Annotated in this window: 28 protein-coding genes; 13 read left to right on the top strand and 15 right to left on the bottom strand. The window is 73.6% G+C overall.

The genetic code is table 11. The annotated features are described in order from the left end of the window. The first annotated feature begins 66 nt into the window (after positions 1-66). On the top strand, positions 67-408 hold the full coding sequence (locus ACWDR0_RS11905) for a DUF5713 family protein (RefSeq protein ID WP_456351516.1): 342 nt from the start codon (positions 67-69) through the stop codon (positions 406-408). A 59-nt stretch (positions 409-467) separates the two neighbouring features. On the opposite strand, the gene ACWDR0_RS11900 is transcribed toward ACWDR0_RS11905, so the two are convergent. Both ACWDR0_RS11900 and ACWDR0_RS11895 read right to left on the bottom strand, forming a co-directional pair. Beyond that, complete coding sequence (locus ACWDR0_RS11900) at positions 468-974, bottom strand: nitroreductase family deazaflavin-dependent oxidoreductase (protein ID WP_456351515.1); 507 nt, start codon at positions 972-974, stop codon at positions 468-470. Then, positions 971-2,458 carry an acyl-CoA dehydrogenase family protein gene (locus ACWDR0_RS11895; RefSeq protein WP_456351514.1) on the bottom strand — a complete coding sequence of 496 codons (1,488 nt, stop codon included), beginning with the start codon at positions 2,456-2,458 and terminating at the stop codon, positions 971-973. The genes ACWDR0_RS11900 and ACWDR0_RS11895 overlap by 4 nt, the downstream gene beginning before the upstream one ends. 136 nt (positions 2,459-2,594) lie before the next feature. Here ACWDR0_RS11895 and ACWDR0_RS11890 point away from each other — a divergent pair, with 136 nt between their 5' ends. After that, positions 2,595-3,800: a thiolase C-terminal domain-containing protein gene (locus ACWDR0_RS11890; protein WP_456351513.1), complete on the top strand. Its 1,206-nt coding sequence runs from the start codon at positions 2,595-2,597 to the stop codon at positions 3,798-3,800. A gap of 102 nt (positions 3,801-3,902) precedes the next feature. Further along, positions 3,903-4,637, top strand: coding sequence for a pyridoxine/pyridoxamine 5'-phosphate oxidase (locus ACWDR0_RS11885; protein WP_456351512.1), 735 nt, complete (start codon positions 3,903-3,905; stop codon positions 4,635-4,637). An 87-nt stretch (positions 4,638-4,724) separates the two neighbouring features. Here ACWDR0_RS11885 and ACWDR0_RS11880 read toward each other — a convergent pair whose 3' ends face one another. After that, positions 4,725-5,171: a Zn-ribbon domain-containing OB-fold protein gene (locus ACWDR0_RS11880; protein ID WP_456351511.1), complete on the bottom strand. Its 447-nt coding sequence runs from the start codon at positions 5,169-5,171 to the stop codon at positions 4,725-4,727. A gap of 197 nt (positions 5,172-5,368) precedes the next feature. Here ACWDR0_RS11880 and ACWDR0_RS11875 point away from each other — a divergent pair, with 197 nt between their 5' ends. Beyond that, positions 5,369-6,568: a flavin-containing monooxygenase gene (locus ACWDR0_RS11875; protein WP_456351510.1), complete on the top strand. Its 1,200-nt coding sequence runs from the start codon at positions 5,369-5,371 to the stop codon at positions 6,566-6,568. A gap of 397 nt (positions 6,569-6,965) precedes the next feature. Here ACWDR0_RS11875 and ACWDR0_RS11870 read toward each other — a convergent pair whose 3' ends face one another. Beyond that, positions 6,966-7,106 (bottom strand): hypothetical protein, encoded by a 141-nt coding sequence (locus ACWDR0_RS11870; protein WP_456351509.1) that lies wholly within the window; start codon positions 7,104-7,106, stop codon positions 6,966-6,968. 657 nt (positions 7,107-7,763) lie between these two features. On the opposite strand from ACWDR0_RS11870, the gene ACWDR0_RS11865 reads away from it, so the two are divergent. Then, the gene (locus ACWDR0_RS11865) at positions 7,764-9,995 is read left to right on the top strand and encodes an acetate--CoA ligase family protein (protein WP_456351508.1); all 2,232 of its coding nucleotides are present in this window, start codon (positions 7,764-7,766) and stop codon (positions 9,993-9,995) included. After that, a complete protein-coding gene (locus tag ACWDR0_RS11860) occupies positions 9,992-10,792 on the top strand; it encodes an enoyl-CoA hydratase/isomerase family protein (protein WP_456351507.1) in 801 nt (266 codons plus the stop codon). Before ACWDR0_RS11865 ends, ACWDR0_RS11860 begins: the two co-directional genes overlap by 4 nt. 47 nt (positions 10,793-10,839) lie before the next feature. Here ACWDR0_RS11860 and ACWDR0_RS11855 read toward each other — a convergent pair whose 3' ends face one another. Beyond that, positions 10,840-12,087 carry a hypothetical protein gene (locus ACWDR0_RS11855; RefSeq protein WP_456351506.1) on the bottom strand — a complete coding sequence of 416 codons (1,248 nt, stop codon included), beginning with the start codon at positions 12,085-12,087 and terminating at the stop codon, positions 10,840-10,842. A gap of 191 nt (positions 12,088-12,278) precedes the next feature. Between ACWDR0_RS11855 and ACWDR0_RS11850 the strand changes: the two genes are divergently transcribed. Continuing rightward, positions 12,279-12,500 (top strand): CopG family transcriptional regulator, encoded by a 222-nt coding sequence (locus ACWDR0_RS11850; RefSeq protein WP_456351505.1) that lies wholly within the window; start codon positions 12,279-12,281, stop codon positions 12,498-12,500. Positions 12,501-12,512: 12 nt separating this feature from the next. Here ACWDR0_RS11850 and ACWDR0_RS11845 read toward each other — a convergent pair whose 3' ends face one another. Together ACWDR0_RS11845 and ACWDR0_RS11840 are read right to left on the bottom strand one after the other, a co-directional pair. Next, a complete protein-coding gene (locus tag ACWDR0_RS11845; RefSeq protein WP_456351504.1) occupies positions 12,513-13,079 on the bottom strand; it encodes a hypothetical protein in 567 nt (188 codons plus the stop codon). Between the two features lie 33 nt (positions 13,080-13,112). Then, on the bottom strand, positions 13,113-13,694 hold the full coding sequence (locus ACWDR0_RS11840) for a hypothetical protein (protein ID WP_456351503.1): 582 nt from the start codon (positions 13,692-13,694) through the stop codon (positions 13,113-13,115). Between the two features lie 209 nt (positions 13,695-13,903). Between ACWDR0_RS11840 and ACWDR0_RS11835 the strand changes: the two genes are divergently transcribed. Further along, positions 13,904-14,560, top strand: coding sequence for a flavin reductase family protein (locus ACWDR0_RS11835; protein WP_456351502.1), 657 nt, complete (start codon positions 13,904-13,906; stop codon positions 14,558-14,560). Positions 14,561-14,619: 59 nt separating this feature from the next. After that, entirely contained in the window at positions 14,620-15,132 is a 513-nt protein-coding gene (locus tag ACWDR0_RS11830; RefSeq protein WP_456351501.1) for an FBP domain-containing protein, read from the top strand. Between the two features lie 32 nt (positions 15,133-15,164). Here ACWDR0_RS11830 and ACWDR0_RS11825 read toward each other — a convergent pair whose 3' ends face one another. The 3 genes from ACWDR0_RS11825 to ACWDR0_RS11815 form a co-directional block, all read right to left on the bottom strand. Further along, on the bottom strand, positions 15,165-15,563 hold the full coding sequence (locus tag ACWDR0_RS11825) for a hypothetical protein (RefSeq protein WP_456351500.1): 399 nt from the start codon (positions 15,561-15,563) through the stop codon (positions 15,165-15,167). A gap of 182 nt (positions 15,564-15,745) precedes the next feature. Then, positions 15,746-15,952, bottom strand: coding sequence for a hypothetical protein (locus tag ACWDR0_RS11820; RefSeq protein WP_456351499.1), 207 nt, complete (start codon positions 15,950-15,952; stop codon positions 15,746-15,748). 172 nt (positions 15,953-16,124) lie between these two features. Then, positions 16,125-16,703 carry a TetR/AcrR family transcriptional regulator gene (locus ACWDR0_RS11815; protein WP_456351498.1) on the bottom strand — a complete coding sequence of 193 codons (579 nt, stop codon included), beginning with the start codon at positions 16,701-16,703 and terminating at the stop codon, positions 16,125-16,127. Positions 16,704-17,000: 297 nt separating this feature from the next. On the opposite strand from ACWDR0_RS11815, the gene ACWDR0_RS11810 reads away from it, so the two are divergent. After that, positions 17,001-17,777: a hypothetical protein gene (locus ACWDR0_RS11810; RefSeq protein WP_456351497.1), complete on the top strand. Its 777-nt coding sequence runs from the start codon at positions 17,001-17,003 to the stop codon at positions 17,775-17,777. A gap of 187 nt (positions 17,778-17,964) precedes the next feature. On the opposite strand, the gene ACWDR0_RS11805 is transcribed toward ACWDR0_RS11810, so the two are convergent. Then, positions 17,965-19,269 carry an MFS transporter gene (locus tag ACWDR0_RS11805; protein ID WP_456351496.1) on the bottom strand — a complete coding sequence of 435 codons (1,305 nt, stop codon included), beginning with the start codon at positions 19,267-19,269 and terminating at the stop codon, positions 17,965-17,967. Positions 19,270-19,341: 72 nt separating this feature from the next. Here ACWDR0_RS11805 and ACWDR0_RS11800 point away from each other — a divergent pair, with 72 nt between their 5' ends. Continuing rightward, on the top strand, positions 19,342-20,421 hold the full coding sequence (locus tag ACWDR0_RS11800; protein WP_456351495.1) for a GlxA family transcriptional regulator: 1,080 nt from the start codon (positions 19,342-19,344) through the stop codon (positions 20,419-20,421). 74 nt (positions 20,422-20,495) lie between these two features. Here the strand turns inward: ACWDR0_RS11800 and ACWDR0_RS11795 are convergent, their stop codons facing one another. Continuing rightward, complete coding sequence (locus tag ACWDR0_RS11795; RefSeq protein ID WP_456351494.1) at positions 20,496-21,098, bottom strand: TetR/AcrR family transcriptional regulator; 603 nt, start codon at positions 21,096-21,098, stop codon at positions 20,496-20,498. Positions 21,099-21,183: 85 nt separating this feature from the next. On the opposite strand from ACWDR0_RS11795, the gene ACWDR0_RS11790 reads away from it, so the two are divergent. Continuing rightward, a complete protein-coding gene (locus ACWDR0_RS11790) occupies positions 21,184-22,029 on the top strand; it encodes an SDR family oxidoreductase (RefSeq protein ID WP_456351493.1) in 846 nt (281 codons plus the stop codon). A 31-nt stretch (positions 22,030-22,060) separates the two neighbouring features. On the opposite strand, the gene ACWDR0_RS11785 is transcribed toward ACWDR0_RS11790, so the two are convergent. From ACWDR0_RS11785 to ACWDR0_RS11775, 3 genes are read right to left on the bottom strand one after another with little or no spacing between them, the layout of a single operon-like run. Beyond that, positions 22,061-23,104 (bottom strand): Zn-dependent alcohol dehydrogenase, encoded by a 1,044-nt coding sequence (locus ACWDR0_RS11785; protein WP_456351492.1) that lies wholly within the window; start codon positions 23,102-23,104, stop codon positions 22,061-22,063. Positions 23,105-23,111: 7 nt separating this feature from the next. Beyond that, on the bottom strand, positions 23,112-24,302 hold the full coding sequence (locus ACWDR0_RS11780) for an acyl-CoA dehydrogenase family protein (RefSeq protein ID WP_456351491.1): 1,191 nt from the start codon (positions 24,300-24,302) through the stop codon (positions 23,112-23,114). Positions 24,303-24,321: 19 nt separating this feature from the next. Beyond that, on the bottom strand, positions 24,322-25,227 hold the full coding sequence (locus ACWDR0_RS11775) for an SDR family oxidoreductase (RefSeq protein ID WP_456351490.1): 906 nt from the start codon (positions 25,225-25,227) through the stop codon (positions 24,322-24,324). A gap of 161 nt (positions 25,228-25,388) precedes the next feature. Here ACWDR0_RS11775 and ACWDR0_RS11770 point away from each other — a divergent pair, with 161 nt between their 5' ends. Next, positions 25,389-26,315 (top strand): cyclase family protein, encoded by a 927-nt coding sequence (locus ACWDR0_RS11770; protein WP_456351489.1) that lies wholly within the window; start codon positions 25,389-25,391, stop codon positions 26,313-26,315. Positions 26,316-26,754: the final 439 nt, after the last annotated feature.

The following is a 26,754-nucleotide window of genomic DNA, read 5'->3' as shown; positions in this document are numbered from 1 at the left end:
AGGACAGCACAGCACAGGCACGAGCAGTACGGGTCACCGGCCGCGGCCGGGAGAGGGCGGGCCGGCATGGCGATCACCAACGAGAAGGTGGCGGGACACGCCTTCCTGGAGCGGCTCTTCAGGGACGACTACTACCCGCGGCATCTGATTGCCGAGGGGCGGACGATCCTGCTGGAGCTGTGCGAGCGGATCGAGCGGGAGCGCCCGGCGGACCTCACCGCGCTCTACGCCCTCACGGCGGAGGCCACCGAGCGGTTCAACGAGCTGGACGAGAAACTGCGGAACGCGGACAGCGAGATAGAGACCGTGGCACGGGACGAGATAGCCGTGGACTTCCACTTCGTGGCGACCGCCTACGGCTTCCCCGAGGCGGATATGGAGGAGCTGGTCGCCGAGCGCGACTGGTGACCCGCGGCAGCGGATCGGCCGGGGCGGGCGGCTGGTTCACCCATTTCTTCGCGGATGCCTCAGCGGGGCGTCAGCCGGAAGAGCCGGATACGGCGCTCCGTCCGCTCCTGGTAGACCGCGTACGGCGGCCAGAAGTCGAGCAGCTCCGCCCAGGCCGCCGCCCGCTCCTCACCCTCCAGCAGCCGCGCCCGGACGGGGATCTCCCGGCCCCGCCAGCTGATCCCGGCCTCGGGGTGGGCCAGGAGGTTGGCGGACCAGGCGGGGTGTCCGGCGCGCCCGAAGTTGGAGCCGACGAGCAGCCATGATTCGGTGTCCGCGCCGTCGTGCCCGCCGTCGGCGGGGCGGTGGAGGGAGGCGAGGGGGATCGTCCGCGGGAGTCCGCTCTTCGCGCCCCGGGCGGTGAGGACGACACCGGGCAGCATCCGCGCGCTGGGCAGCACCCGGCCGCGGGTGAGCCGGTGCACCGCCCGGTCGACGGCCGGGAGGATCCGCGGCGCGATCCTGGCGAAGGCCCTGGTGGCGGAGGCCCGCTGGACCGTGCGGTAGAGCGCTCCCCGGCGGTTCATCCCACATCCTCTCCGGTGGCCGGGCCGGTCCCGGCGACGGCCGGATCCGGCTGATGCTCCTGCTCCTGCTGAGGCCGGGACTGGTTCTGGGGCTCGAGCTGCGAGTGTTGGTCCGCGGCCCGGTTCGCACGGTCCACCGGATCCGTACCGCCCGTCGGGGAAAAGAGCCCCGCCTGCTCGGCGGCATGCGCCCGCAGTGCGTGGACCGGTCCGAACAGCAGCTCGTCGGCCGCGGCCCGTTTGAAGAAGAGATGCGCGTCGTGCTCCCAGGTGAAACCGATGCCGCCGTGCAGTTGGACGGTCTCCGCCGCGACCGTCCGCAGGGTCTCCAGGGCCTGTCCGAGCGCCAGGCCCGCGTCGGCGGGGTGCCGCGCGGCCCAGGCGGCCGCCGAACGGGCCGCTCGGACCCCGACATAGAGGTCGGCGAGCCGGTGCTTGACCGCCTGGAAGGATCCGATCGGGCGGCCGAACTGCTCCCGCTGCCCGGCGTACCCGACCGTGGCCCGCAGCGCGCTCTCCGCCGCGCCGACGGCCTCGGCGGCGACGAACGCGGCCGCCCCGGCGCCCGTCAGCGTGAGCGCCGCGGCCACCGCGCTACCGCTTCCGGCCGTGCCGGGCGCACCGAGGAGCCGGGCCTGGCAGTCACGGAGCTGCACCCGGGCCTGGGGGCGGGTCTCGTCCAGGGTGGTGCGGCGGGTGCGGGTCAGACCGGGGGCGTCGCCGGGGACGAGAAAGAGGAGCGTACGGCTGCGCGGATAGCCGCCGGTGTGCGCGGCAACGAGCAGCAGTCCGGCGCTGTGGCCGTCGAGCACCTGGTCGGCCTCCCCGTACAGCACCCAGTCGTCGCCGGAGGGGCCGCCCGTCCGCCGCGCCTGGACGCCTCCGGCGCGGCCGCCGCCCGCCCAGCTCCCGACGGCCGTACCGCCGCCCGCCCCGGCGACCAGACCGAGCGCGGTGGCCAGTGCCCCGCCGGGGACGGCGAGTGCGCAGGTCAGCGAACCATCGGCGATACGCGGCAGCAGGGCTGCCCGCTGTTCGGGGGTGCCGAGCGCGGCAACAAGGGGGGCGGCGAGCACGGCGGTGGCCAGCAGCGGCGAGGGCAGCAGGGCACCTCCGGTCTCCTCCGCGGCGACGGCCAGCTCCGGCAGCCCGCAGCCGACGCCGCCGTACTCCTCGGGGAGCGCGAGCCCGGGCAGCCCGAGCTTCCCGGCGAGCACCGGCCAGAGCGCGGTGTCATAGCCCTCCGGGGTCCCCACGGCTTGCCGGTTCCGGGGGCCGCCGGCCCGCCGGGCCAACAGGTCGCGCAGGGTGTGCCGGATCCCGTCGTGCGCCCCGGCGGCACCGACGACGGCGTCCCCGCCCGCCGCCACACCCCCGTCGGCACCCATACCCCCGCCCGTCTCCACACCCTCGCCCGTCTCCGCACCCCCGCCCGTTTCGACACCCCCGCCGGTGTCCACGCCCGTGCCCGTGTTCATGTCCACGAGACCCCCCTTTCTGACGGGCCGTCATATTAGAGCGGCGCACCCCGGATGGACACCCCCGCGCGGAAGTCCGCCCGAGGCCCGCCCGAGTCCGCACCCTCCCCCGGCCATCCCCATCTGATGTACCGTCAGATTCATGGCTGCCACCACCACCAGCGCCGGTGTCCGGCCCGGCCGTACCCCCCGGCGACGCACCGCCGTCGCCGGGATCGCCCTCGCGGACTGCGGGCGGCTGGACGGGACCACCCCGTACGCCCTGCACGCCCAGGCCGCCCGCCGGGCCCTCGCCGACTCCGGGCTCGACCGCTCCGTGATCGACGGCTTCGCCTCCGCCGGGCTCGGCACGCTCGCCCCCGCCGAGGTGGCGGGGTATCTGGGCCTGCGCCCGCGCTGGGTGGACTCGACCTCCGTGGGCGGCGCGACCTGGGAGGTGATGGCCGCCCATGCCGCCGATGCCATCGCGGCCGGGCATGCCAACGCCGTACTCCTCGTCTACGGCTCCACCGCACGCGCCGATATCAGGGCGGGCCGCCGTACCGCCGGGCTCTCCCTCGGCAACCGGGGCCCGCTCCAGTTCGAGGCGCCGTACGGGCACACGCTGATCGCCAAGTACGCGATGGCGGCCCGCCGCCATATGCACCGCTACGGCACCACGCCCGAGCAGTTGGCCGCGGTCGCCGTGCAGGCCCGGGCACATGCCGCGCGCAACCCGGACGCCATGTTCCGTACCCCCCTCACCGTGGACGACGTCCTCGGCGGCCCGATGGTCGCCGATCCGTTCACCAAGCTGCACTGCTGCATCCGCAGCGACGGCGGCTGCGCGGTGCTGCTCGTCGCCGAGGAGTACGCCGCCGATATCGCCGGGCCTCCCGTATGGATCCTCGGCACCGGCGAGTACGTCTCGCACTCGGCGATGTCGGAGTGGGAGGACTTCACCGTCTCCCCGGCCGCGGTCTCCGGGCGGCTCGCCTTCGAGCGGGCGGGGGTGTCCCCGGCGGAGATGGACATCGCCCAGCTCTACGACGCCTTCACCTATATGACCCTGGTGACCCTGGAGGATCTCGGGTTCTGCGCCAAGGGCGAGGGCGGCGCGTTCGTGGAGAAGGGGCGGATCGGCCCGGACGGCGAACTGCCCGTGAACACCGACGGCGGGGGGCTCTCGGCCTGCCATCCGGGGATGCGCGGTCTGTTCCTGCTGGTGGAGGCGGTACGCCAACTGCGGGGCGAGGCCGGGCCGCACCAGGTCCGGGGGCGGGACGGCGGCCTGCCGCGGCTGGCCGCGGCATCCGGGACGGGTGGCTGGTTCTGTTCGTCGGCCACGGTCGTCCTGGGCCGCGACTGACCGGCCGGGACGGCGGGCGGGACGGGCAGGCGCCCGGCGGCGCGGCAGCCCCCGCAGGCCCATCGCCCCGCGCCCCCGCGCCCCGCCTGCGACGATCACCCCATGGACACCAACACCCCGGCGACGGCAGGGTCCCAGGACGCCTTCCGCGCACTGCTGCACGCCCAGCGCGTCTGGGAGAGCCCGCTGCCCGCCTTCGACCCGGACACGGCCCCCGGCGAACCGCTGCCCCTCTTCCACCGCTGGTTCGCCGAGGCGGTCGCCGCGGGCCAGCCCGAACCGCACACCATGACCCTGGCCACGGTCGCCGACGACGGCGGACCCGACGCGCGGATCGTGATGCTGCACGACGCGGACTCCCGCGGCTGGCACTTCGCCTCCCACTCCACCAGCGCCAAGGGCCGCCAGCTCGCCGCCCGCCCGGCAGCCGCGCTCACCTTCTACTGGCCGGTGCAGGGGCGCCAGATCCGGCTCCGCGGCAGGGTCACCGCGCTGGGCGCCCACGAGAGCCTGGCCGATCTGCACGCCCGGTCGACGGGTGCGCTCGCCGCGGCCCTCACCGGCCGGCAGAGCGAGCCGTTGCCCGACTCGGCCACGCTGGCCGCGGCCTCGCGGGCGGCCTGGGAGCGCGCACAGGCCGAACCCGGCGCCCCGGTACCGACCTGGACCCGGTACGTACTGGCTCCGGACGAGGCGGAGTTCTTCCAGGGCGACGCGGCCCGCCGCCATGTCCGGCTCCGCTACCGCCGTACGCCCGCCACCGACCGGACGCCCTCCGCCGACCGGACGGCCTCCACCACCGCACCGGGCTGGTCGCGCGGGCTGCTCTGGCCGTAACGGCACAACCGGAGCAGCAGCACAACCGGAGCAGCCGGGCGGCCGCGATGTCCGGGACCACGAGGACGGAGCCCGCGGGGCCGCCTCCTACGGCTGCTCCTCCCGTACCCCCTCCGGGCGGAAGACTGGCACGACAACAGCACCCTCACCCTCCGCCCCTTCCCCTTCTTCCTCCATGACCCGGAAGGTCACCTCCAGCCGCATCCCGATCCTCAGCCGCCCCTCCTCGCACTCCACCACCTCGGTCATCAGCCTGGGCCCTTCCTCCAGTTCGACCACCGCCGCGATATACGGCACCCGGCGGTCGAACGGCGGGAGGTCGTTGCGGTGGACGACGGACCAGGTGTAGAGCGTGGCGCGGCCGGTGGCGGCCACCCACTCACCGTCTCCGCTCCAGCAGTACGGACAGAACTCCCTCGGGTAGTGATGCGGCTTCCCGCAGGCCCGGCAGTGGCGGAGCAGCAGCGCACCGGCGGCCGCGGCGTCCCAGTAGGGGCGGGTGAAGTCGTCGATCTCGGGGCTGGCTGCGGTCACCGGGCGCTTCCCTCCGCTTTGAACTGACGCTCCATCAGTTCTCGTCGGCTCAGTTCACCTCCGGCAGCCCCGAACGCACAAGAGGCGACCCCGGTCGGCCGGAAACGAAAGCGGACGGAGGCCGCGTGATCAATTCGCAATCGATTCCCTTCCCGGCCGAGACCCATGGGGTGACCACGCGATTACGCTCACGCATCATGGACACCGACCGCACCGCCGATATGCCCGTCTATGTCATCGGGGGCGGTCCGGCCGGACTGGCGACCGCCGCCGCCCTGCGGGAGCGGGACGTACGCGCCGTGGTGCTGGAGAAGTCCCCTGCGGTCGGCGCCTCCTGGCGCGGCCACTACGACTGCCTGCGGCTGCACACCAGCCGCCGCAAGTCCGCCCTGCCCGGCCTGTCGATGCCCCGCTCCTTCGGCCGCTGGGTCTCCCGCGACGACGTCGTCCGCTATCTGGAGAAGTACGCGGAGTTCCATGAACTCGATGTCGTGACGGGGGTCGAGGTCAGCCGGGTGGACGCCGTCCCGGCCCCGGACCCCGCCCCGGCCCCGGGACGGTGGAGAGGCCGGAGACGGCGGACGGCCCCGCCGTCCTGGCTGCTGCACGCCACCGGCGGCCGGCGGCTCACGGGGCGCGCGGTCGTCGTCGCCACCGGCTACAGCCACACCCCCCGGCTGCCCGACTGGCCGGGCCTCCCGTCCTTCACCCGGCCGCTGCTCCACGCCCGCGAGTACCGCAACCCGGCACCGTACGAAGGCATGGACGTCCTGGTCGTCGGCGCGGGCAACACGGGCGCGGAGATCGCGGTCGATCTGGCCGGGGGCGGTGCGGCGCGGGTACGGCTGGCGGTCCGCACTCCCCCGCACATCGTGCGCCGCAGCACCCTGGGGTGGACCGCGCAGCACAGCGCGATCCTGACCCGGCGGCTGCCCGTGGCGGTGGTGGACCGGCTGGCCCGCGCACAGGCGGCGGTGGCCGTACCGGACCTCTCCGCATACGGGCTGCCGCGCCCCGAGCGGGGGCTCTACACCCGGGTCCGGGAGGGCGCCCTGCCGGTCCAGGACATCGGCCTGGTGCGGGCCGTACGGCGGGGGGCCGTGGAGCCGGTCGCGGCGGTGGAGTCGTTCGACGGGGACACGGTGGTACTGGCCGGCGGGGAGAAGCTGTCGCCGGACGTGGTGATCGCCGCCACGGGGTACGAGCGCGGGCTCGGCGGGATGCTCGGCCATCTCGGCGTGCTGGACGAGCGGGGACGGCCGTTGAACCGGGGGCACCGCTGCCCGGCCGGGGCTCCCGGGCTGTACTTCACCGGGTTCACCAATCCGCTGACGGGGATGCTGCGGGAGATCGCGCTCGACGCGGAGCGGATCGCGAAGTCGGTCGCCGGCGGCTGACCCGGGCGCGAAGTCGGCCACCGACCGCAGGCCCCGGGTATGTGGAAGCCGGCGTCAGTGGCGTGGACGGCCGGCCGGGGCGCGCCGGGCGGGACACGGCGCGCGCAGCGCCGGGACGGGACGAGCCGCCCCCGGCGGAAAGAAGAGGCCGACGGCGCGGGCGCCGCGGCGATATGGCTGTGTAGCGGTGTTGCGATGCTGCGGTGTTGCGGTGTTGCGGTGTTGCGGTGTTGCGGTGTTGCGGTGTTGCGACGGCATGGACGACCCCGCCGCCGGGGGTGGGGTGAGAGCGTCCGGCGCCGGCCGCGTCCGGCCCCGGGTGCACTTTCACCGTTCTTTACGTTCTTGACCCTCGGTGGTTCCGCACCGCCTGTCGGCGCGCGGAAGTCCTAGGGGATCAGCGGGTGAGACCCGGCTCCCAGTCGGGGTCGACCGGGGCCGCGCCGGGCTCCCAGTCCGGGTCGACGGCTCCCGAGCGGAAGCCGATCACGTCGTTTCCGGCCAGTGCAAACCCCGCCCACCCGTTCATGATCTTCATACTGATACCTCCGGATTTCTCGCAGGGGTGTGACCATGCGCCATCCGACGGTCCCCACCCCGTTGTTCCCAGCGAGCGCATCGTACGTGAGTACGGTTCATCACCTCTCCTTTATTTAGGCGCAGCTCAGAGAGCCGATCAGGGGGTTGCGCGGGGGCGCGGGGCAATGCCCGGGCGAACCGGGCGACGCGCCGCGGACGGATGGGATCCGGATGCGCCGGACAGTGACCGTGGGACTTCCCGCGGTGAATTCACCGGTTACTTCCGGCCAGCGAACAGAGCCCCGGACAGGGGCCGCACAGCCCGGCCGACCGGGCGCCGGAAGGCCCGCGGAGCACGTGCGGGGGCGGACGGATCAGTCCGAATATCGGCGTCTGAAACGAGGGCGCCAGGGTAAAGAAATGGCAAGGGTCATCACGAGGTGGCAGCACCGCCCTTTCCCTGCACGCCTGTTCCTGACATGGCGTCAGTTCTGTAATCTGACTGTGCGTCAGTTAAAGGGCCGGCAGAGACGAGACGAAGGCACGCACGCCCACGAAGCCCGTTCACGGGTGACCGCCCGTTCACGGGCGCACGGGCGGGCACGCTCGACCCGGCACCGGCAACGAGAGTCAGAGCAATGAGCAGCGAGCAACGAGCAGGGAGCGGAGCTCACCGATGCTTGGATCTACTCACGGCACCCTCACCTCGGATCTGCGGGCGCGCGTCGATGCCTGCGGAGAGCAGGCCCGCGACGCCGTCCACGACTCCGCGTCCACCGTGGCGTCCGCCGGGGACACGGATGTCAGCGGCCGCCCCCTGTACGCCCCGGTCCCCGATCTCGACCGCTTCTTCCGTCCGTCGTCCGTCGCGGTGGTCGGCGCGTCCGATGCGGAGGGCCGCCCGAACACCGGCATCACCCGGCAGCTCGTCGCCTGGTCGGAGCGGGTGGGTGCCCGGCTCCACCCCGTACACCCCTCGCGTACCGAGGTCTTCGGCATTCCCTGCGTACCGCGGCTGGCCGCGGTACCGGAGCCGGTCGATCTGGCGGTGCTCCTGGTCGGCGATCCGCTGCCGCTCGTCGGGGAACTGGCCGAGGCGAAGGTGAAGTTCGCCGTCGCCTTCGCCTCCGGATATGCGGAGACGGGCGAGGACGGCGCGGCGGCTCAGGAGCGGCTCGCCGCCGCCGTGGCGCGGGCGGGCGTCCGGCTGCTCGGGCCGAACACCAATCTCAACGCCTTCGAGGAGTTCCGCGAGGACCTCGAAGGACCGGCCATCGCCCTGATCACCCAGTCCGGCCACCAGGGGCGCCCGGTCTTCACCCTCCAGCAGCTGGGTATCCGGCTCTCCCACTGGGCGCCCACGGGCAATGAGGCGGATCTGGAGACGGCGGACTTCATCTCGTACTTCGCGGAGCGGCCCGAGGTCGGCGCCATCGCCTGCTATGTGGAGGGGCTGAAGGACGGCCGCGCGTTTCTGCTGGCGGCCGACCGGGCGGCGCGGCGCGGGGTGCCGGTCGTCGCCGTCAAGGTGGGGCGGACGGAGACCGGGGCCCGTACGGCCGCCTCGCACACGGGCAAGCTGACCGGGGCGGACCGGGTCGTCGACGCCGCCATGCGGCAGTACGGCGTGATCCGGGTCGACGGCCTCGACGAACTCCAGGACACCTCCGCCCTGCTGGCCAGGGCCCGGCCGCCCCGGGCCGACGGGGTGGTGGTGTATTCGATCTCCGGCGGCACCGGCGCGCATTTCGCCGATCTGGCGACGGCGGCCGGGCTGCGGCTGCCCCGGCTCTCCGAGGCCAGGCAGACGGAGCTGCACCAGTGGATCCCGGACGAGCTGAGCGTGGCGAACCCCGTGGACAACGGCGGCCACCCGGTGGGCGACTGGCGCGGCCGGAAGATCATCGACGCGATTCTGGCGGATCCGGCCGTCGGGGTGCTGATCTGCCCGATCACCGGCCCCTTCCCGCCGATGAGCGACCGGCTCGCCCGGGATCTGGTCGCGGCGGCCGAGGAGACGGACAAGCTGGTCTGTGTGGTGTGGGGCTCCCCCGTCGGCACCGAGCCCGCCTACCGGGAGACCCTCCTCGGGTCCTCCCGGGTGGCGACCTTCCGTACCTTCGCCAACTGCATTACGGCGGTCCGCGCCCATCTCGACCACCACCGCTTCACCACGGGATACCGCTCCCCCTTCGACGAGGCGCCCCGCACCCCCTCGCCGTCCTTCCGCAAGGCGCAGGCGCTGCTGCGGCCGGGCTCCCGGCTGAGCGAGCACGGCGCCAAACAGCTTCTCCGGGCCTATGGGATCCGGGTGCCGCGCGAGCAGTTGGTGACCAGTGCGGCGGCGGCCGTCCGGGCGGCCGGTCTGGTGGGCTACCCGGTGGTCATGAAGGCGTCCGGGAGCCTGCTCGCCCACAAGACCGAACTGGGCCTGGTGAAGATCGGGCTGACCTCGGCCAGCCAGGTCAGGGACGCCTACCGGGAGCTGACCGAGATCGCCCGGTGCGAGGGCACGGACCTCGACGGCATCCTGGTCTGCCAGATGGTGGAGCGGGGCGCGGAGATGGTCGTCGGCGTCGTCCGGGACCCGCTCTTCGGCCCGACGGTCACCGTGGGCCTGGGCGGGATCCTGGTGGAGGTGCTCCGGGACACCGCCGTCCGCGTCCCGCCGTTCGGCGAGGACCAGGCCCGCTCCATGCTGGCCGAACTGCGCGGCCGGGCCCTGCTGGACGGGGTGCGCGGCGGGCCACCGCTGGATGTGGACGCGCTGGTGGAGGTGATCCTGCGGGTGCAGCGGATGGCGCTGGAGCTGGGCGACGAACTCGCCGAACTGGACATCAACCCCCTGATGGTCCTGCCCCGCGGTCAGGGCGCGGTGGCCCTGGACGCGCTGGCGGTCTGCCGGTGAGCGTCGCCCCCGCCCCCGGGGTCCTCCACACCTCGGAGAACGGCGTCCTGTGGCTCGTACTCAACCGCCCGGACGTGCTGAACGCCCTCACCGCGGAGCAGCGGGAGCTGCTGATAACCCTGCTGTCCGGCGCCTCGGCGGACCCGGCGGTCCGGGCGGTCGTGCTCACCGCCACCGGCAAGGGCTTCTGCGCGGGCGCGGACCTGCGGAGCGGCCCGGCGGCGGGCGAGCGCACCGCCGGGGATGTTGCCCGGCTGATCCGCCGGGGCGCCCAGCGTCTGATCTCGGCGGTCCTGGACTGCGAGAAGCCGGTGATCGCGGCGGTCAACGGCACGGCGGCGGGGCTGGGCGCGCAGCTCGCCTTCGCCTGCGATCTGGTGATCGCCTCGGCGGAGGCCCGGTTCATCGAGGTCTTCGCCCGCCGCGGTCTGGTCCCGGACGGCGGCGGCGCCTATCTGCTGCCGCGCCTGATCGGCCCGCGGCGGGCCAAGGAGCTGATGTTCTTCGGCGATGCCCTGCCGGCGTCGGAGGCCGAGCGGTGGGGTCTGGTCAACCGGGTCGTCCCGGCGGCGGACCTGGAGAAGACCGCCCGCGCCTGGGCCGACCGTCTGGCAGGCGGCCCGACCCGGGCGCTGTCCCTCACCAAAGAGCTGGTGAACGCCTCCCTGGACACCGACCGCGCCACGGCGTTCGCGGCGGAGGCGGCGGCGGTGGAGATCGCTATGACGACCCACGACGCCCGGGAGGGCGTGGCGAGCTTCCGCGAACGGCGGAGTCCGCGCTACGAGGGCCGCTGAGCGCGGAAGCCCGGCTTACGAGGACCGCCCCAACCCGGATGCCCGCGTTACGAAGACCGCCCGGCCCGGGAGCCCGCGTTGCGGAGGGCGCCGAGCACCCGGTGCGCGGCCCGGGCCACCCGGCCGGTGGGGAGGTCCGGCTCCGGCCGGTCGGCGGGGGCAGCGGGGTCCGCGGGGGCAGCCGCGCCGTAGCCGTCCGCGGCCAGCGCGCTCGCCTCCTGCCAGCTCATCAGCTCCCGGACGCCGGTGAAGAAGGGGGCCGCGTCCGCGGGCTCCAGCACCTTCTCCAGGACGAGGCTGCCGGGGACGCGCGGCAGGAACCGTACGGCCTTGTAGTGGTGCCGGAAGACCGGCGGGTCCAGAACGAGCGTACGGACACCGTCGACCACCGGGATCAGGTCCGGGGCCGTGGCGCTCCATATCCAGCGGCCGGACGGCTCGGCGAAGTTGAAGGACTCCAGGACGCCCGGGGCCTCGTCCAGCCGGCAGACGTCGACCGGGGCGGTACTGCTCAGCGCGACCGCCTCGGCGCCCGGCGCCTCCCCGGGCAGATGCCCGCCGCCGATGAGGACATCCGCCATCAGCGTCTGGAGCTGGTAGTTGCCGGAGATGCCGCTCATCCGCATCCGGAAGGCCCGCCCGGAGGACCGGTCGAGGACCAGCAGGGGCTCGTCGTCGAGGAGCAGCAGCGCCCGCAGTACGCACTGGAGGTCACCGATCTGCGGTTCGAGCCTGCGGGCCAGCTCCACCAGGGCGTCCCGGTCGGCGAGCCCGTCCGGGCCCGACAAGTCGGCCCGCACCCGGGGGTCGGCCAGGACGGCGACGGCGGCCTTCTCCCAGTGGTGCACGGTCAGCCAGCCGAAGTACGGGGTGTGCCAGACCTCCCCGTAGTCGGGGCCGAAGGCCTTCTGCTGCTCCGGGCTCGGCGGGCCGGACGGGTCCGGCGGCTCGCTCTCCGCGCCGTAGTGCTCCGCCCACAGCGCGCTGAACTCCAGGGCCTGCTCCATGGCATGCCGCAGACAGCCGAGCACGGGCCGCGCGCAGTCGACCGCGTCGGCCTCCCACTCGACCAGGGCCCCCACGAAAACGCCGAAGGCGGCCGAGTGCCACTGCGGCAGGTCCTCCAGATGCCGGGCGAGATGCGGCCCCAGCTCCGGGGAGTTCCGCGCCAGGGTGTCCTTGGGGAGCAAGGTGAGACTCCGGTGAGCCGCTTGCAGCCCGGCAATGTCGTGCTCGGCGATCGCGGCGTCGAACGCTTCTACGGCGGCGCGGACGGCCGCGTCTGATGTGATCATCGGCGCAGTGTAGAAGCCTGCCGGGGAAAAGCGCAGGTCAGTTAGGTTCCGGCGGTTCGGCGACAGGGTAGGGCGTGACGGGCTTCCGCGAACGCGAACCGCGCGTGGCGAGGGAGCCGGACCGAGTCCCCGGGGTAGCCGGATACTCGATTCCCCAGTACCCCGGGCCCGGCCCGGACACGATGGGGTGCATGAACGAACACTCCCGCGCCCACCCGGTCACCGGTCCGCGCGATGCTGCCGGAACCGCCGAGGCGGGCAGCGCCCCCTCCCGGCTCTCGGCCGCCGCACGCCGGATCGAGCGGAGAAACCTCGATGAACTCATCCGGGCCGCCGAGGGAGAGCACGGGCCCATCACCGACGAGGAGGTCCAATCACTGCGCGAGCAGCTCACCAGGGCCCGGAGCGGGTGATGGCGGCCGGCCTCAAGGCGCGCTCGCCATCACGCCGATGGCCACCAGGCACGAGGCGAGAGCGCCGCCCGCGTAGCCCCAGAACCAGACGGCGCCGGAGGTGACGGGCTCCTCGTGGGTGCGCGCCCTGCGTTCCACGTAGCAGACGGTCGCCAGCGGCACGGCGGCCAGCACGGCCACCGCCGCCCAGGCCGCCGGGAACCAGAGGGGCTCCAGAAAGAGCACGGGGGCGGCATAGAGCGGGCCGGAGGCCACGGTGATTCCCGTCAGCCACTTCCATCGCACGCCACCGCGCCGGGCGACGGCCAGGTCGGCCAGGGCCAGGACCGGCACGGTGTGGAGCAGCGCCTGCAACGCGCCGAAGGAGAAGGCGACGACGGGAATCATGCCGAGGCTGCCGGTGAGATTGATCAACCCGTCGTACTCGGCCGGCCCCCACTCCCACACGATGACGGCGAACACGTAGAACACCATCAGCACACTGGTCTGGGACGACGCGTACACGAACGCCACCGTGTACAGCGACGGCCTTGCCCCGTGCAGGGGCAGAAACGGATTCCTCTGCGTGCCTGTCGGCATCGTTGCGCTCCGTCCGTCCGGCAGCGGGGTGGTTCAGGGCGCGGCGAGGGCCGCGAAGCCGATGACGACCGTCAGCAGCCAGAGCGCGGCGAAGCCCCAGAGCCACGGGGCGAGGCGGCCCCGGGAGGTCCGGCCCGCGGGACCGGCGCGGTGGGCGCGGTCGGCGGCGCGCAGGGGCAGCAGGGCGGAGAGGGCGACCAGGGCCCAGGTCCGGAGATAGTCCACCGGGCCGCCGAAGCCGAACGGTACGGCGTACAGCGCGCCGAGGCCCAGGACGAAGGCCGCCCGCCACCACCGCACGGCCCCGCCCCGGCGGGCGGCGGCCAGGTCCGCGAGGGCCAGTACCGGCAGGACGTAGGCCAGGGCGGTCAGCGCCCCGAAGATCAGGGCGACGGCCGGGACATAGACGACGGCGGCCATGGTGAGCAGCGCGGTGAGCCCGGCGCCGCCCCCGCCGATGCCCAGTGCCAGGGCTCCGGCGAGGACCACCGCGGCAAGCTGTCCGGCGGCGGGGACGAACGCGGCGCTCGCGAGCGGCAGCCAGCGTTCGGTGTACCCCTCCGAGAGCTGCGGCAGGCACTTCGGTCTGCTCGACGAGGGCAGGAGCATGGACATAACGGCGAGACCCCCAAGTTCACCGAGAACCCGAAACGAACCCGATACCGAGGACGATACGCCTGGTCGCAGCGGTCCGGCGGGTGGGGTGGGCGGTGATAGCTCCCCTGCCCGGCGGCCGGTCCGACCCGACCGGAAGCCGGTCCGGCGGCCGCTCCCGGGAGCCCGGAACCCTTTCCATCTGACACCACGTCAGTTTCAATGGAGGGATGATGGGACACGCCGGTATGGCCGCCGCAGCCGTCCGCTACCTCCGGTCCGCGGGAGCGCCCACGGGACTGCCGCCCGAGCCGTACAACCCCCACCCCCGGGCCGAACTGCGGGCCGTCCGGGACGGCGAGCGGGCCCCGGTGGAGGCGGCGGAGTTCCGGCGCACCCTGGGCCGGTTCGCCGGCGGGGTGACCGTGATCACCGCGCGGGAGCCGGAAGGGCCCACCGGGCCCACCGGACCGGGCGGGCCCGGCAGCCCCGGCAGCCCCGCCGGTTTCGCCTGCCAGTCCTTCTCCTCGCTCTCGCTGGACCCGCCGCTGGTGGTGTTCATGGTCGGACGCACCTCGACGACCTGGCCCCGGATTGCCCGCGCCGGAGCCTTCTGCGTCAATGTCCTGGGCGAGGGCCAGGAAGACCTGTGCCGGGGCTTCGCCGTCCGCGGGGGCGACAAGTTCGCCGGGGTGGCCCACCGGCCCGCGCCGGTGAGCGGGGCGCCGCTGCTGGAGGGGGCCACCGCCTGGGTGGACTGCACGGTCCATGCCGTGCACACGGGCGGCGACCATCTGATCGTCGTCGGCCGCGTCCAGGCCCTCGGCACCTGCGGTGACGGCGATCCGCTGATCTTCCACGAGGGCCAGTTCCGGCGTCTGGAGTGACGACCGCCCCGGCAGAAAACCGGATGCCCCGGTCAACGGATTCCGGTTACGGTCGGAGGATGGAACCGCTCACCGATCAGCAGATCCGCGCCTCCTTCGTGAACTGTTCGAAGGGCGAGGCGAAGCGGCTCCGGCTCCCGGCGGACTTCGCCGACACCCCCTGGGACGACCTGGACTTCCTCGGGTGGATCGACCCGGGCGCGCCCCAGCGGGCCTATCTCGTCGCCCCCGGCCCCGACGGCACTCCGCTCGGCCTGAGCCTGCGCGTCCCGGCGAGCACCAACACCAGCGCCTTCAAGTCCAGCATCTGCAATATCTGCCACACCGGCCACGCCTCCTCCGGAGTGACCCTGCTGGTCGCCCCGCTGGCGGGCCCCCGGGGCCGCGAGGGCAGCACGGTCGGCAGCTACTTCTGCACCGACCTCGCCTGCTCCCTCTACGTCCGGGGCAAGCGCCAGCCCAAGCTCCGCACCCGGCAGCAGGAGGAGAGCCTGACGGCGGCGGAGAAGTCCGCGCGCCTGCTGGGCAATCTCCACGCCTTCACCCAGAAGGTCACCGCGGACACCGTCTGAGCCTGCCCGCCGCCGCCCGTACCGCCGCCCGGTTACCCGGCCAGCGCCGCGTGCGCCGCGTCGAACATCGCGCGCAGTTCGTCCGTCGGTGCCGGTCCGATCTCCATCTGCAGGCAGCACACCTCGTCATGGCCGTTGGGGGTCAGACGGGCGTAGAACGCGTGCTCGCCGTCGAGGGGTTCGGCCTTCAGCCTCAGCGGATTGTTGCGGCCGGGGGTCACCTCCGCCGAGAACCGCCCGCTGTACGGGTCACCGAGGCGGGCGCTCATCCGCGCGGTGAAGTCCAGGGCCTCCGTGCTGTGGATGAACGCGGTGAAGTCCGCCGTCAGCCGACCGCACCAGTCGGCCCGGATCTGCCAGTAGTCCTCGTCGGTCCGGGTCAGCTCCAGCCATGCCTCGTCGCTGCCGAGACGTATCCGTATCCGCTCCACCGTCGTCCTCCGTCGCGCGTGACCAGGACCGGCATCCTAAGGCTGTGTCCGCAAAGTCCCGTCCGGCCCGCGATGCCCGGCACGCACACTCTCCCCCGCAGCCCTGCGGGCGCGGGGGTACCCCCACCCAGCCGCAGGGCTGGGGGAGGCACGCGAGCCCGGCAAGATCCGAAAGAGACGACCTAACCGCCGTCGGCGCCTCCGCCGTTGTCTCCGCCGCCGCTGCGCCCGCCGCCGCGGCTCTTCCCGAGTGCGCGGGCGACCGCTCCGGCGAACAGGGTCACCGCGGCCACCCTCCGGACCCACGGTGGCCCACCGCGCTCGGACCACACCACGCAGACACCCCCGAAGGCGACAAGCACCAGCACACCAATGAGCGCGATCTCCATATGCCCTCCGGCCGACTCTCGGGGTTACTGCCCGACAACAACGACTCGCTCTAGCGGAAGAAGGCTCCCAGGCCCTTGAGGTTGCCCCGACGGTGCCCCCGGCAAGATCCGGAAGAACTCCCCGGGCCGCGTCCGGCGGAAGCACCGGCCCTACGGCGGGAGATCAGACCGGCTACTCCGCCGCCACCAGGCCCGCCGCCAGCCCCACCACCACGTCACGGACCGTCTCCTCCGCATCCGCCGACCCGCCCTGGGCGCCGAGGACCAGGCGGGTGAGCTGGGGGACCGCGCTGGGCCAGGCGGCCAGGCCGATGAGCGAGAGCAGGAGTACGGCGGTACGGGGGCCGGGCTCGACGCCCAGCCGGTCCGCCAGCGCCGTCACCTTCAGGGCATAGCCGTCGGCCCGCCGCTCCTCGCCCGGGAGTTCGCCGTCGCCGCAGCTCAGGGCCTCCCACAGCAGCAGCCGCAGCAGTTCGGGGTGCTCGCGGTGGAAGTCGTACACCGAACCCACCCAGTCCGGGACGGAGTCGCCCGGCTTCCCGACCGCCTCGGTGAGTTCGTCCATGGCGGCTTCGACGACCGCCGCGAACAGGCCCTCCTTGCTGCCGAAGTGCCCGTAGACGCGCTCCTTGTTGACGCCCGCCAGCTCCGCGATGCGGTCGACCCGGGCACCCGCCACCCCGAGGGCCGCGAACTCCCGCCGCGCCGCGTCCAGAAGCTTCTGCCGTGTCACCGCGGTGTCTCTCGCCATGCGCCCACCTTACCCAACCAAACAGTTGGCAAGTCTTGACAACCAACTGGTTGGTTGGTGCCATGGAGCGCATGACGACGACCGGTTCGAACGGCGGACCGCGACCGGCGCCGCCCGAGTCCCCGGGCGGCGCGGCGTTCGCGCCCCGCGTCCTCACCCTCACCGTCCTCACCGTCCTCACCGTCCTGGCCACCCTGGCCGCCCTGGCCCTCTTCGCCGGTGTCCGCGCCGGCCGCCTGCCCGCCCCTACCACCACCGGCACCACCGGCACCACCGCACGGAAGGAACGACCCACCCATGCGATCCCTCGTCCTCGCCCCGGTCCTGGCCATCGGCGGAGCCTGCGTGCTGGGCGCCGCGCTGCTGATCAGCACCGATTCCGGCAGCGCCGCTCCCGGGAGAACAGTCACGGCACCGGCAAGCGCCCCCGGGGAACAGGAGCGGAAGAAAGTGGAACCCGTACGCCCGGACAGCACTGAGGCGCGCACCGCCGCCCAGCAATCCCGGCAGGCCCTGGCCGCCGCGGGGCTCTCGGTCCCGGCCGGCTGGCGGACCGTGCAGGTCCGGGCGGAGCGGCACGAGGACCGCCCGGTGACGGTGGTCCGCTACGAGCGGGGCGCCGCGCGCACGCTCGGCGGCGAGCACCTCACCACCGTCGTGGACGGCGGGGGCACCCTGCTCGGCTACACCCGGATGACCCCGGACGCGCCCGGCCCCGGCCTGCCCTCCGACGCGGCGGCGGAGAAGGCGGCCTTCGACTGGCTGAAGAGCTTCGTACCGGAGCATGCGGACGGGCTGTCCGTGCAGTGGGTGGCCCGGCACGACGAGAAGGTGCGCGACCGTTCCGGCGCCGAGCGGGCGGTCTCCGGCGCGAAGGTCAAGACCCGCCATGAGAACGGCCTGTACACCTGGGTGATCGTGGACGGCCGGGGCGAGGTCGTCACGTACGAGCGGGACATCCGCTGGGACGGTGCCGGGAACCGGCGGGCCACGGCGATGTGGCTGCACGACCGGTGGATCGCGGCCCGCGAGGGCACCGGCCCGCGGCCCGCGCCGCCGTACGCGAAGCCCTGAGCCACCGACCCCGCCACCCCGTCCACCACCCCTGAACCCCCAGGCCCCCCATCCCCGGTCCCGGCAGCCGCCCGTCCCCGCGGACCTCTGCCGGGACCGGCCCCTCCCCCCACCACACCCCCGGTCCCGGCAGCAGCCCATCCCCCGCGGGCTGCTGCCGGGACCGGAGTACGGCCCGCCCCGCCGGTCAGGTACCGGAGACCGCGGCCCCCGGCGCCCGCCGGATCACCAGCGCCATCAGTGATGCCGCCGCGCACAGCGCGCCCGCCGCGTACCAGACCGCGTCGTACGAACCGGTGATGTCCCGCACCACCCCGCTGGCGAAGGCGACCGCCGCCGCGCCCAGTTGGTGCGAGGCGAGCACCCAGCCGAAGACGACGGCGCTGTCGTCGCCGAAGTACTCGCGGCAGAGCGCGATGGTCGGCGGGACGGTGGCCACCCAGTCCAGTCCGTAGAAGACGATGAAGAAGATCATCGGCGGCTGTACGGACGGTGCCAGCAGCACCGGCAGGAACATCAGGCTGATCCCGCGCAGGGCGTAGTAGACGGCCAGCAGCCGCCGTGTCTCGTAGCGGTCGGTCAGCCAGCCCGAGCAGACCGCGCCGATGATGTCGAAGATCCCGACGACCGCGAGCAGCGAGGCGGCGGCGGTGACCGGCATGCCGTGGTCGTGGGCGGCGGGCACGAAGTGGATCTTCATCAGGCCGCTGGTGGTGCCGCCGCAGATCGCGAAGGTGGTGACGAGCAGCCAGAACGGTCCGGTGCGCGCGGCGGTGAACAGCACCGTCACGGCCCGGCGCGCGGCGCCCTTCACGGGCGGCGGCTTGGGGACGACGGTGTCGGTGCCGTACGCGGGGAGGCCGACGTCCGCCGGATGGTCGCGCAGCAGCAGCCAGACGAAGGGGACGACGGCGAGGGCGACCAGCGCGACGGTGACCGCGGCGGGCCGCCAGCCCTGCTCCGCCACCAGCCAGGAGAGCAGCGGGAGGAACACCAACTGGCCGGAGGCGCCCGCGCCGGTGAGCACGCCGGTGACCAGTCCGCGCCGCCGGACGAACCAGCGGTTGGTGACGGTCGCGGCGAAGGCGAGGGCCATCGAGCCGGAGCCGAGGCCGACGAGGACGCCCCAGAAGAGGACGAGCTGCCAGGCGGCGGTCATCCAGACGGTCAGCAGCGAGCCGAGGGCGATCACGGTCAGGGCGGCGGCGACGACCCGCCGGATGCCGAACCGGTCCATCAGCGCGGCGGCGAACGGCGCGGTCAGCCCGTAGAGCGCCAGGTTCACCGAGACGGCGAAGCCGACGGTGCCGCGCGACCAGCCGAACTCCTGGTGCAGCGGGTCGAAGAGGAGACCGGGGAGAGAGGCGAAGCCGGCCGCGCCGACGATCGTCACAAAGGTGACGGCGGCGACGGACCAGGCGCGGTGCGGACGACGGCGGCGGGCGGGGGCGGGGAGCCGGGGCGGGGCCGGGCTGCGGATCACATCGGTCACGGGAAACAGCTTCCGGCCGCCCGGGTATCCGCATCGAGTGGCCCGTACGACACCGTTCGCTAGGATCGGGCCATGACCGGTGACCCGATTCCGGACCGCCATCGTGTGGTCGTGCTGGCCCTGCCCGATGTCATCCCGTTCGAGCTGGGCATCCCGCACCGCATCTTCGGCCGGGCCCTCGCGCCCTCCGGGGCGGAGCTGTACGAGGTGGTGACCTGTACGCCGGTGCCCGGCCAGGTCCCGGTCAACGCCGACTTCACGATGTACGTCGAGCGCGGCCCGGAGGAGCTGGAGCGCGCGGACACGGTGATCGTCCCGGCCGCGTACCATCCGGCCGAGGTCTACGAGAGCGGCCGGCTGCCGGACGATCTGGTGGAGGTCTTCGCCCGGATCCGGCCCGGCGCCCGGATCGCGTCCATCTGTACGGGCAGCTTCTTCCTGGCCGCCGCGGGGCTGCTCGACGGCCGCCCCGCCACCACCCACTGGTGGTGGACGGACCACTTCCAGCGGCTCTTCCCGTCGGTGCGGGTCGACCGGGACGTGCTGTACGTGGACGACGGAGACGTCCTGACCTCGGCGGGCGTCGCGGCGGGCATCGACCTCTGTCTCCATATGGTCCGCCGGGACCATGGCGCGGCGGTCGCGAACGACACGGCCCGCCGCAATGTGGTGCCGCCGCACCGCACGGGCGGCCAGGCGCAGTACGTGAACCGCCCGGTCCCCGAATCGAGCGCCCCGTCGACGGCGACGGCCCGCGCCTGGGCCCTCACCCGCCTCCACGAGCCCCTCCAGCTCCGCGATCTGGCGGCACGCGAGTCGATGAGCGTCCGCACCTTCACCCGCCGCTTCCGCGAGGAGGTCGGCATCAGCCCGGGCCAGTGGCTCACCGTCCAGCGCATCGAACGCGCCCGCCAGCTCCTGGAGTCGACGGAACTGTCGATGGACCTGGTGGCCCGGGACGCGGGCTTCGCGACGGCCCAGTCGATGCGGGCGCATGTCCGCTCGGCGCTGGGCGTCTCCCCGACGACGTACCGCCGCACCTTCCGCGGCCGCACCCCGGGCCCCCTGACGTCAGGGGGCCCGGGGGCCACGCCACCGTTCTACGAGGCCCCCGGCGCCGGGCTCTCCGCGGACCATGCTGCCTCTCGGTGAGGGGAGCAGACCACGATGCCCGGCGCCGGGACGAGCACGCCCGCCGGTCCGGACCGTGACCGGCCCCCGGCGGGTCAGGGTGTCGTGCCCGGAGCCCGCAGCGAGTCGAGCCAGTCCAGGAGGCGGGCGCCCTGGCGGGTCATGAGGTCCGGGTCGCGCAAGGCGTTGGCCAGGAGCGACATGCCCTGGTAGGCGCAGACGAGGGTGACGGCGAGGTCGTCCGGGTCGGGCAGGCCCAGGGCGCGGAACTGGTCCGCGGTCCATTCCAGCAGGCGCCGGATGACCGCCCCGGCCTCCGCGTCGAGGGTCCCGTCGGCGCGTTTGTCGAGTTCGACGGCGAGGGTGCCGGTGGGGCAGCCGTAGCGGGCGGCGGTCTCGCGCTGGTCGACCCAGGCGGCGACCAGGGCCTTGAGGCGGTCGCGCGGGTCGGGCAGCCGGTCCAGACGGCCGGTGAACTCGTCCAGGTGTGCGCTGTGTTCGGAGAGGGCGGCCAGGATCAGCTCGTCCTTGGTCTTGAAGTAGTAGTAGACGTTCCCCACGGGGACATCCGCCGCGCGCGCGATATCGGCGAGGGTGGTGCGCTCGACGCCCTGCTCGTGCAGGACCCGGGCCGCCTCCGTCGTGAGTCGTCGGCGCTTGTCGGCCGCCCGCGCCCCGGGCTTCACTGAGTCAGTCACCCAACTAACTATAGACAACCCCCGGCCCGACCGTGCTACGGTCTGAGTAAGTCAGCCAACTAACTAACTCACTTGGGGAGACATCATGATCGTGGTGACCGGAGCGACCGGCAATATCGGACGGACCCTGGTGCCCCTGCTGGCCGCGGCGGGCGAGGACGTCGTGGCCGTCTCACGGCGTCCCGAGTACGAAGGACTGCCGGCCGGCGCGAGGCACGCACGGGCCGACATCGGGAACGGTGCGAGCCTCCGGCCCGTCCTCGACGGCGCCGACGCCCTCTTCCTCATGCTGGGCGGCGAGCTCAACGGAGCCGGTGAGAGCCCGGACGCCCTCCTCGGCGCGGCCCTGGACTCCGGGGTCAAGCGGATCGTCCTGCTCTCCTCCCAGATCAACTCCACCCGCCCCGAGGCCCCCTCCCACACCCGGCTGCGCGCGTTCGAGACAGCCGTCCGGGCGTCCGGAGCGGACTTCACGATCCTGCGCCCCGGCGGCTTCGCCTCCAACGCCTTCGCCTGGGCCGAGTCGGTGCGCACGAAGCGCACGGTCTTCGCTCCGTTCGGCGATGTGGCCCTGCCGGTCGTCGACCCGGCTGACATCGCCGCGGTCGCCGCGGCGGCACTGCGCGAGGACGGACACTCCGGCCGTACGTACGAACTGACCGGCCCCCGGGCCGTCAGCCCCCGCGAGCAGACCGCGGCGATCTCCCGGGCCCTGGGCGAGGAAGTCGCCTTCGTGGAACTCTCCCGCGACCAGGCCCGCAGCCACCTGGCGCGGTTCATGCCCGGGGAGGTCATCGACGGCACCCTGGACATCCTCGGCGTCCCGCTGCCGTCCGAGCGGGCCGTCAGCCCCGATACGGAGAGCGTCCTCCACCGTCCGGCCGGGCCCTTCGACGCGTGGGTCGCGCGCCATCTGCCGGCCTTCCGGTAGGGCCGCCGGACCCGGCGGCACCCCGTCCCCCTCAGAACGTCAGCACCGCCCGCGCCCCCTCCCCCACCCCCGTAGCCGCCTTCGTGAAGTCCTCCACCGGGTGGGTTTCGGTGACCAGTTCGTCGAGAAGGAGATGACCTCCGGTGTAGAGGTCCGCGTAGCGGGCGATGTCGTGCTGGGGGCGGGAGGAGCCGTAGCGGCAGCCCAGGACCGACTTGTCGAGGAACAGGCCGGCCGGGTGGAAGGACGCCTCCGCCGTCGGTGGGGTCATGCCCAGGAGGACCGCCTGGCCGCCGCGGTCCAGGAGGGTGATCGCGGCGTGGATCAGGGCGGGGCGGCCCACGCATTCGAAGACGTGGTCCGCGCCCGTCGGGAGGAGGTCGCGGGCCTCCTCCGTGGACGGTACGAAGTCGGTGGCCCCGAAGCGGCGCGCCAGGGGCTCCTTCGCCGGGTTGGTGTCGACCGCGACGATGCGGGAGGCGCCCGCCAGGCGGGCGCCCTGGACGACGTTGAGGCCGATACCGCCGGCCCCGATGACGACGACCGTGTCCCCGGGGGCGGTCCGGGCCCGGTTGAGTACGGCCCCGACTCCGGTCAGCACCGCGCAGCCGAGGACCGCCGCCGAGGTCAGGGGCAGTTCGCGGGGGATACGGATGGCCTGGACCGCGGCGACGAGCGTGCGTTCCGCGAAGGCCGAGTTGGCGGCGAACTGGAAGAGCCGTCCGCCGCGGCGGGAGAACGGCCGGTCCGGGCGCCCGATGGCCGACCGGCAGAGCGTGGGGCGGCCCCGGTCGCAGTCCGCGCAGGCCCCGCAGCTGCGGAGGGTGGAGAGCGCGACATGGTCCCCGGGCCCGACATGCCGGACCCCGGGCCCGACCGCCTCGACCACACCCGCGCCTTCGTGTCCGAGGACCACCGGCACCGGGAAGGGGATCGTGCCGTCGATCACCGACAGGTCGCTGTGGCAGAGTCCGGCCGCGGCGATCGCCACCAGCACCTCGCCCGGCCCCGGGTCCCGGATCTCCAGATCGTCCACGACCTCCGGCCGTGTGCCGTCGAAGACGACTCCCCGCATGGGCCGTTCACCCCTTCGGTTCTCTCGGGAGGCCGAGCACCCGCTCGGCGATGACCGTGCGCTGGATCTCGTCGGAGCCGCCGTAGACGGTGTCGGCCCGGCTGAACAGGAACATCCGCTGGTCGGGGGCGAGTTCGTACGGCGCGTCCGCGCGCCACTCCCCCGGCCCGGCGGTCGCCGCCGCACCCCGTACCGCCATTGCCAGCTCGCCGAGGGTGCGGTGCCAGCGGCCCCACAGGAGTTTGGCGACGGCGGGGTCCCCGGGGGCGGGCGGCCCGGCGAGGGCGTGCCAGCGGAGGGCGCGCAGTCCGGCCCACTGGCGGACGAGCCGTTCCCGTACGACCGGATCGGCCGCTGCGCCGGTCGCCACCGCGGTACGGACGACCTCCCGCAACTCGGCCTCGAAACCGATCTGCTGGGCGAGGACGGCGATCCCGCGCTCGTCGTCCAGGAGTCCCATCGCGACGGCCCAGCCGTTGCCCTCGCCGCCGACGACATGCCCGGCGGCGGCCACCGCCCCGTCGAAGAAGACCTCGTTGAACTCGCTGGTGCCGGTGAGCTGCCGGATCGGCCGGACCTCGACCCGCCCCGGCTGGTCCATCGGCACCAGCAGCAGCGAGAGGCCCCGGTGCCGCCGGGAGCCGGGTTCGGTGCGGGCCAGGACAAAGCACCAGTCGGCCTCCCGGGCCAGGGAGGTCCAGATCTTCTGCCCGGTGATCCGGTAGTCCGTGCCGTCCCGGACCGCGCTCGTCCGGACGGCGGCGAGGTCCGAGCCCGCGTCCGGCTCGCTGTACCCCTGGCACCACAGCTCCTCGCCCCGGGCCACCGGCGGCAGAAAGCGGTCCCGCTGCCCGGTTGTCCCGTGCCGGATCAGCGTCGGCGCGAGAAGGTTCTCGCCGATGTGCCCGACCCGGCCGGGCGCCCGGGCCCGCGCGTACTCCTCCGCCCACACGACCTGCCGGTCCCGGTCCACCGACCGGTTGCCCCAGCGGGCCTCGGGCCAGCCCAGGCCGATCCACCCCCCGCGGCCCAGTTCGCGCTCCCACTCCCGGCGGACCGCGACCCCCTCGTGCTCCCGGCCGGGCCCGCCGCCCGCATCCCGGTGGGTATCGGTGAGATGTCCGGCCAGCCAGGCCCGGACCTCGGCCCGGAAACCGCGGCAGCCGCGGCAGTCCTCCGCCGTACGGTCGTCGTCCATGGCGTACGCCTCCCCCGGCTCAGGTGTTGGGCCGCTCGCCGGCCTTCGCCGCCCGCGCCATCTCGGTGAGCGCCGCCAGCATCGGCATCGGGTCGGTGCCGACCGTGCCGGGCAGGAAGGCGGCGATCTTCTCGGGCGTCCACCGTCCGTCCGTGTATCCGGCGCGCAGCTCACGGGGCTGCGCCCAGACCGCGATCTTGGGTCCGGCGACCGTGTAGACCTGTCCGGTGATCTCCCGGGCCCTGTCGGAGAGCAGATAGACCACCATGGCGGCGACGTCCTCCGGTTCGCCGATCTCCGCCAGCTCCATGGGCACCCCGGCGGACATCCGGGTCCTGGCGACCGGCGCCACGGCGTTCGCGGTGACCCCGTACTTGTGGAGTCCGAGCGCGGCGCTGCGGACCAGCGAGATGATCCCGCCTTTCGCGGCCGCGTAGTTGGCCTGGGCGACGGAGCCCTGGTGGTTGCCGCTGGTGAAGCCGATCAGGGTGCCGGAGCCCTGTTTGCGCAGTACGGCGGAGGCGGCGCGGAAGACGGTGAAGGTGCCCTTGAGATGGGTGGCGACGACGGGGTCCCACTCCTCCTCGGTCATATTGAAGAGCATTCGTTCGCGCAGGATGCCCGCGGTGCAGACGGTGCCGTCGAGCCGTCCGTACGCGCCGAGTGCCGTGTCCACGAGCCGCTGTCCGCCCGCCATGGTGGAGATGTCGTCGGCGACCGCCACCGCGTCGCCGCCCGCCGCGGTGATCTCCTTCGCCACGGCCTCGGCGACCTCGGACGCGGGTTCGGAGCCGCCGACCGACACCCCGTAGTCGTTGACGACGACCCGAGCGCCCTCGGCGGCCGCGGCGAGGGCGACCGCGCGGCCGATGCCGCGGCCCGCGCCGGTGACGGCGACGACCTTCCCTGCCAAGAAGTTCCCCACGCCCGGCCCCTTCCCGCGGTTTCTGACGGTCCGTTAGATTCTAAGCGGGTCCGGCCACTCCGGCACAGCCCCCGGACAGCCACCGCCGGACAGCCACCGCCGGGCAGCCGCCACCGGGCAGCCGCCGGACCCCGGGCACCACGCAGCCGAAAGGGACCGCCATGCCGATGCCGCGCGAGTTCCACGAGATCGCCGAGCGCGTGAACAACTGGGGCCGCTGGGGCGAGGCCGATGAGATCGGCACCCTCAACCTGGTGACCGACGCGGTGGTACGGGCCGCGGCCGGGACCGTCCGGTCCGGCCGGCGCGTCGCGCTCGCGCTCCCGCTGCACCGGGACGGTGTGCAGACCGGGCTGGTCCCGGGCCGGGTCAACCCCTGCCACACCATGATTCAGATCAACTACGAGATGTTCGGCCCGGGCGCGGTCGCCACCAGCGACGACACCGTGACCATGGCGCTCCAGGCGGCCACCCACTGGGACGCACTGACCCATGTGTCGCACAGCGGCACGCTCTACAACGGCCGCCCGGCCACCACCATCACCCCGCACGACCGCTCCCGGTTCAGCGGTATCGACAAGATCCCGTACGTGATCTCCCGGGGCGTCCTGCTGGATGTGGCCCGCGCCAAGGGCGTCGACCGGCTGGCCCCCGGGCACGCGGTCACCCCGGAGGACCTCGACGAGGCGGCGGAGTTCGGCGGGGTGACGGTCGGCGCGGGAGACATCGTGCTGGTACGGACCGGGCAGATGGGGCTGCTGCTGGCCGGGGAGAAGCGGGCGTACGGCTTCCCGTCACCCGGGCTCTCGGTCCGTACGCCGGAGTGGTTCCACGCCCGGGACGTGGCCGCCGTGGCCACCGACACGCTCCCCTTCGAGATCATCCCGCCGGAGATCGACGATCTGTGGCTGCCGGTGCACGCCCTCCACCTGGTGGAGATGGGGATGCTCCAGGGACAGAACTGGAATCTCGAAAAGTTGTCCACAGCCTGTGGAGAAGAATCCCGGTACGCGTTCCTGCTCTCGGCCATGCCGGAGCCGTTCACGGGCGCCACGGGCACACCGGTCGCCCCGGTCGCGGTCTTCTGAGCGGGCGGCGGACGGCAGGCAAGGGGCGGCGGACGGCGGGCGGACGCCGTGGAGACGCGGACACCGCGAGCACCGGTGGACCGGCGGCGCTCACACCGCAAAGCGCCCGCACCGCAAAGAGCCCGGACCGTAAGGAGCTCCGCCGCCGGAAGCGCCCGAGTGCCCCGGCGCCCTCAGCGCCGGACCGCCGCCAGTTCCGCGGGTGCCCCCGTACGCGCCACCCCGCCGCGCGCGCCGCCCGGGCCCGCGCCGGGCCCCGGCTCCCGCACCGCAACCGTCCCCGGCTCCCGTACGACGACGGTGCCCGGATTCCTTACGACCACCGTCCCGCTGCCGGTACCGACACCCCGGGCCGCCGCGGTCGCACTCTCCCGCACGCTGCCGCCCAGCGGCCCGCCGCACGCGCCGCGGACGCCCCGCGTGTCGTCCGGGTAGGGCG

Source organism: Streptomyces sp. NPDC003691, assembly GCF_053981115.1.
This window is presented reverse-complemented; position numbering and strand designations above follow the sequence as displayed.